This is a genomic window from Defluviitalea phaphyphila, from assembly GCF_001466305.1.
Classification (GTDB): domain Bacteria; phylum Bacillota; class Clostridia; order Lachnospirales; family Defluviitaleaceae; genus Defluviitalea_A; species Defluviitalea_A phaphyphila.
Genome location: NZ_JWID01000009.1, coordinates 24,926 through 31,102, shown reverse-complemented (window position 1 = coordinate 31,102; position 6,177 = coordinate 24,926). Strand labels below are relative to the sequence as shown.

Genomic DNA, 6,177 nt, shown 5'->3' with positions numbered 1-6,177 from the left:
CTTTTCTTTCTTCTTCTGTCATATCCTTTATACTTTCTCTTTCTTCTTGCATTTCTTCCATTTTAGCTTCATGATATGCTATCCATTCGTCCGCTTGTTCCTCTGTAATTATTCCTTCTTCTATTAGTGTAGATAAATAATTTTCTAAATTCATTCCTTTATTATATCCCATCATAGCTTTTGCATAAGGTCTACTTACTTTTGTAAAATCATTAGAGTTTTGAGCAAAAATACTAGTATTAGATGCAAAAACTAATCCTCCAGCAACAACCACAGTTAATAAACTTTTTCTGTTCATTTTTATCTCCTTTCTAACTAATTATTTATTACACTAATAGTATTAACTATGATTGTCACAATTTTGTTACAAATATTTAAATATTTTATGGATTTTAGTTTTATTAAATTATTATTTATAGTTTAAAATAAAAATTTTATACACTTATAATTTATATTAATTAAATGACAAAAAGCTGACTACATAACTAATAGTCAGCTTTTTTATGATATTTCATTACGTTTTTTGCAACATTTTTTACATGAAGATTGGTAAGTTTTTCTGCTTTATCAGGGTCTCTATTCTTTATAGCTTCTAATATAGCCTTATGTTCTTGAGTAGATTTTTGAGCTCGTCCTGGAGTTGCTATTGATTCCATTCTTGCTTTTTGAACATAATGATGAAAATCTGATAATATATGTCTTAGGGGCTTACTATTAGAAGCTTCATAAATAACTTCATGAAATCTAGTATCTAATTCATGGAGATGTTCCATATTATGTTTCTGGGTATAAAATTCCGTAAGTTCTATTATTTCTTCTAATTCTTTTAATTGCTTGTCCGTTATCTTAATAGCTGCCCATCTTGCTGCTAAACCTTCTATTAAAGAGCGAATAGCATAAATATCTATTATATCTTGTTCTGTAATTCCCGTAACCACTGTTCCTTTATTTGGAATAGAAGTTACCAATCCTTCTAATTCTAATTGTTTTAACGCTTCTCTTACAGGAGTACGACTAACTCCTAAGTCTTGAGAAATTGCTGTTTCCCTTATAGGTTTTCCAGGTTCATATTTCCCCTCTAATATATCTTCTCTTATTTTGTGAAATACTCGACCTCGAAGTGAATATTTATCATTCACTTCTTTACTAAGATCATATCTCACTTTTGTCCTCCTCTATCTTTCTATTATACATCTATACATTTAAATAATTATTTAACCTTTAAAAAGGAGGTAATTATAATGATTTAATTGTATCCATAATATAATTAGCAAATTCTTCGTTAGTTGCTCCAGTATCTCTTCCTGTCATAACTAATTTTTTCTCAGTACGAGTACAAATATCCATAGCCTTATCTAATTTCTCAGCCTCTTCTTTATATCCTATATGGGAAAGAAGCATAGAAGCTGCACGAATAATGCTACTTGGGTCAGCATATTTAGCTCTTCCTTCTTCTACCATTCTAGGAGCAGAACCGTGAATTGCTTCAAACATAGCATATTTTTTACCAATATTAGCACTACCTGCTGTTCCAACGCCACCTTGGAATTCTGCCGCTTCATCAGTTAATATATCCCCATAAAGATTAGGAAGAACAAAAACTTGGAATTGAGTTCTTCTTTTTTCGTCCACTAATTTAGCTGTCATAATATCAATATACCAATCATCCATTTCTATTTCTGGATAATCTTTGGCAACTTCTTTACATATATTTAAGAATTTACCGTCTGTTGTCTTAACAACATTAGCTTTTGTTACCACAGTAACTCTTTTTTTACCATTAGCTTTTGCATATTCAAAAGCTGCTCTTGCAATTCTTTCTGTTCCTTGAGTTGTAATTACTTTAAAATCAAAAGCAATATCATCATTTAAATGTAATCCTTTGGACCCAAGAACATAAGCTCCTTCTGTATTTTCTCTAAAGAAAGTCCAATCTATTCCCTTTTCTGGAACTCTAACAGGACGTACATTTGCAAAAAGGTCTAATTCTTTTCTCATAGCCACATTAGCACTTTCAATATTAGGCCATGGGTCTCCTGCTCTTGGAGTAGTTGTAGGTCCTTTTAATATAACATGACATTTTTTTAATTCTTCTAAAACATCATCAGGAATAGCTTTATTTGCTTTTGCTCTATTTTCAATAGTTAGACCATCTATTACCTTAAACTTTATTTTACCCTTTTCTACTTCATCTTTTAAAAGAAATTCTAAAATTCTTTGAGCTTGTTTTGTAATGGCAGGACCTATACCATCTCCTCCAACAACTCCAATAACTATTTCATCTAACTTTGAATAATCAATAAAATCTCCTTGGGACTTCATCATTTCTACTCTCGCCATTTGTTCTTCAATGAGTTTCCCAAATTTTTCTTTTGCAGCTTCAATTTGTGAATTCATTAATATAATCCCCCTTTAGTTTTGACTTCTATAATAATTAATTAAACACCCGGAAAGTATAATTTCTCTTTCATCATCTGTCAAATCAGACATTTCAAGAGTAAATTCTTTTAATTCATCTTTAACAACATATGCTTTAATTTTAGTAGCTTTATCAGCTATAGCAGTTCTTATATTAGGTATGAATATATAATCTCCTTTTTCAAAAGGTAGCTCTTCTTTAAATATAAATGGAAGCATACCCCAATTAATAAGATTAGAACGATATCTTTTTGTAGCATATTCTTTAGCTATATTAGCCCATCCACCAAGCACTTTTTGACAACTTGCTGCTTGCTCACGAGCTGACCCATCACCAGGTTTAATAGCATATACAAGACTTCCTACTCCGGTTTTTTTAGCATCTATATCATATACTTTTTTAATTGTTTCAAATACTTTTTTATAATTATCATTAACTGTAAGTGGATCTTCACCATTTAATCTTGCTTTTTCAACAGCCTGTACTTCCTTAGCTTCTCCAACATATGCTGGGTCCTTTCTTGAAAGTGTAAATTCTGCAAGTTTTAATGGATTAGAACGATAGGAAGAAGTTTCTCCAGAAGGAATTAATTCATCTGTTGTTGTAACAGGATCTGTTATAACAGATGCCACTTTAAGCACTATATTATCTGTTAATGGTGACATTTCAGGCCATGGTGCTATATTAGGTCCATATTTAATTTCTACACTCTTATCAGGTTTTCCAAATCCATTATAAACCCTATTTTCATAAACTTCTTTCTTAAAGTAATATTTAGGTTTTGTAAAGTTAACATCTAAATCTGTAGCTGGAGTAAGTATTCCTTTATTAGCTGCAGTTGCTGCTATTGAACGAGCATCCATAAGTGCTACAGATGCTATTTGTCCTTCTCCTGGTTTTGAACCTTCACGGTTAGGGAAGTTTCTTGTTGTGTGTCTTATACTTAATCCATTATTAGCTGGAACATCTCCTGCTCCAAAACATGGTCCACAAAAAGCACTTCTTATAACAGCACCTGCTGTTGCAAGCCTAGCTGTGACTCCATTTTCCATAAGACACAAGTTTATTGGTTGACTTCCTGGATATACACTAAGTGAAAAGGAATCAGCTCCAATAGAAGCCCCCTCTAAAATATCTGCTGCATCACAAATATTTTCAAAGGTTCCTCCTGCACAACCAGCAATAACCCCTTGGTCTACACGTAATTTCCCATCTTTAATTTTATCTCTTAAAGTAAACTTGATTTTAGGATTATTTAACTGTTCTTTTGCTGTTTTTTCTACTTTATCTATTATATCTAATAAATTATTATTTAAATCTTCAATAGTATAAACATTACTTGGATGGAAAGGCATAGCTATCATAGGTTTAATCTTTGATAAATCAACATAAACCATACCATCATAATAAGCTACATCCTTAGGAGCAAGTTCTTTGTATTCTTCTACTCTTCCATGTATTTCATAATATTCTTTTACCTTGTCGTCTGTAACCCATATAGAAGATAGACAAGTTGTTTCAGTAGTCATAACATCTATACCACATCTAAAATCGACACTAAGATTTTTAATTCCATCTCCAACAAATTCCATAACTTTATTTTTAACATATCCATTCTCAAATACTGCCCCAATAATCGCCAATGCAACATCCTGAGGCCCTACTCCTTTATTAGGAGTTCCTGTAAGATATACTCCTACTATTTGTGGTGCATCAATATCATAAGTTCTATTTAAAAGCTGTTTAACAAGTTCAGGTCCACCTTCTCCTATAGCCATAGTTCCTAAAGCCCCATAACGAGTATGACTATCTGAGCCTATAATCATTTTACCGCATCCACTCATCATTTCACGCATATAGGAATGAATAACCCCTTGATGAGCTGGTACGTATATACCACCAAATCTCTTAGCAGCTGATAAGCCGTACATATGGTCATCTTCATTAATTGTTCCACCAACAGCACAAAGTGAATTATGACAATTTGTTAATACATATGGTATGGGAAACTCTTTAAGACCACTTGCCATAGCTGTTTGTATAATTCCCACATAAGTAATATCATGGGAAGCCATTCTATCAAATTTTAATTTAAGTTTTTCCATGTTATCAGATGTATTATGTTCTTTAAGTATTGAATAAGCTATGGTATTTTTTGCTGCTTCTTTTTTTTCTATTTCTTTACCTGTTTTAAATTTAATTATATCCTTAGCTTCGTTACTATCTTCAATGATTTCTCGTCCATTAATTAAATAAACTCCACCTTTGTATAAATTGATCAATTATACCAGCTCCTCTTTATTTTCTTCACCATCTTTTTTTAATTCTTTCATTATAGATAAAGTAACTTTTTCAAGTTCTTCATCAGTTATAACTGTTACTCTTCCTTCCTCGTACTGCTTATCAACCCATTCTTTAACTTTAACAACAACTTCATCTCGTTTATCTAAAGCTTTATCTCCTGTTAAATTAAAGTAACTATTAATCCAATGAGCTACTCCGGCAAGACCTGAAGTATTAGATATGGATACACGGCAAGGTCTATTTAAAAGTTTCTCCGTATCAAATATATTATAAATCTCTTCATTTTTCAATAGTCCATCGGCATGAATTCCCGCTCTTGTTACATTAAAATTTTTACCTACGAATGGAGTCATTGGAGGAATTTCATATCCTATTTCTTTTTCAAAATATTCAGCTATTTCTGTTATTACTGTAGTATCCATTCCATCTGTTGTCCCTCTAAATTGAGCATATTCTATAACCATAGCTTCTAAAGGACAATTTCCAGTTCTCTCACCTATACCTAGTAAAGAACAGTTAACAGCAGAAGCTCCATAAAGCCAAGCTGTTGAAGCATTATTTACTGCACGATAAAAATCATTATGTCCATGCCATTCAATAAGTTCAGAAGGAACCCTCGCATGATGATTAAGTCCATATATAATTCCTGGAACACTTCTTGGAAGAGTAACTCCTGGAAAACTAACACCATATCCCATGGTATCACAAGCACGAATTTTAACAGGCACTCCTGTTTCTTCACTTAATTTCATAAGCTCAATAACAAATGGAACAACAAAGCCATAAAAATCTGCCCTTGTAATGTCTTCTAAATGACATCTTGGTCTTACTCCTGTTTCAATACACTCACGAACTACTGATAAATAATGCTCAATAGCTTGTTTTCTTGTCATATGCATTTTATAAAAAATATGATAATCAGAGCAACTAACTAAAATTCCAGTTTCTTTTAATCCTATTTCTTTTACTAATTCAAAATCTTTTTTAGAAGCTCGTATCCAACTAGTTACTTCTGGATATTTATAGCCTTTTTCTAGACATTTATAAACAGCATCTCTATCTTTTTTACTATATAAGAAGAATTCACTTTGTCTAATAATTCCTTTAGGTCCTGAAAGCTTATGTAATAATTCATAAATATGCACTATCTGCTCAGTAGTATAAGGCTGTCTTGACTGTTGTCCGTCTCTAAAAGTAGTATCCGTAATCCAAATTTCTTTTGGCATATGAATTGGCACAATACGATGATTAAAAGCTATCTTAGGAATTTCCTCATAATTAAATAAATTTCTATGCAAATTGGGTTCTTTAACATCTTGCAATGGATAAGTAAACTCCGTTCTTTCTAATAAATTTGTTTTTTCATTAAATTCCAACATACAGCTCCTCCTTCTCTTTATTTTAATCTAATACACTCTGTGTATAATTGTATACAATTATACTTACATTGTCAA

General features: G+C 31.7%; 5 protein-coding genes. All 5 read right to left on the bottom strand.

The genetic code is table 11. The features are described from left to right. On the bottom strand, nt 1-298 hold a 298-nt coding region (locus tag OM90_RS12765; protein WP_160323644.1), incomplete at its 3' end, for a hypothetical protein. A 187-nt stretch (nt 299-485) separates the two neighbouring features. Further along, nucleotides 486-1,163: a GntR family transcriptional regulator gene (locus OM90_RS07380; protein WP_058486255.1), complete on the bottom strand. Its 678-nt coding sequence runs from the start codon at nt 1,161-1,163 to the stop codon at nt 486-488. A 73-nt stretch (nt 1,164-1,236) separates the two neighbouring features. Then, entirely contained in the window at nt 1,237-2,397 is a 1,161-nt protein-coding gene (locus OM90_RS07375) for an isocitrate/isopropylmalate family dehydrogenase (protein WP_058486254.1), read from the bottom strand. Nucleotides 2,398-2,412: 15 nt separating this feature from the next. Beyond that, nucleotides 2,413-4,701: a hydratase gene (locus OM90_RS07370; protein WP_058486253.1), complete on the bottom strand. Its 2,289-nt coding sequence runs from the start codon at nt 4,699-4,701 to the stop codon at nt 2,413-2,415. Continuing rightward, nucleotides 4,702-6,102, bottom strand: a complete 1,401-nt coding sequence (locus OM90_RS07365) for a beta/alpha barrel domain-containing protein (RefSeq protein WP_058486252.1) — start codon at nt 6,100-6,102, stop codon at nt 4,702-4,704. Between the last annotated feature and the right edge of the window lie 75 nt (nt 6,103-6,177).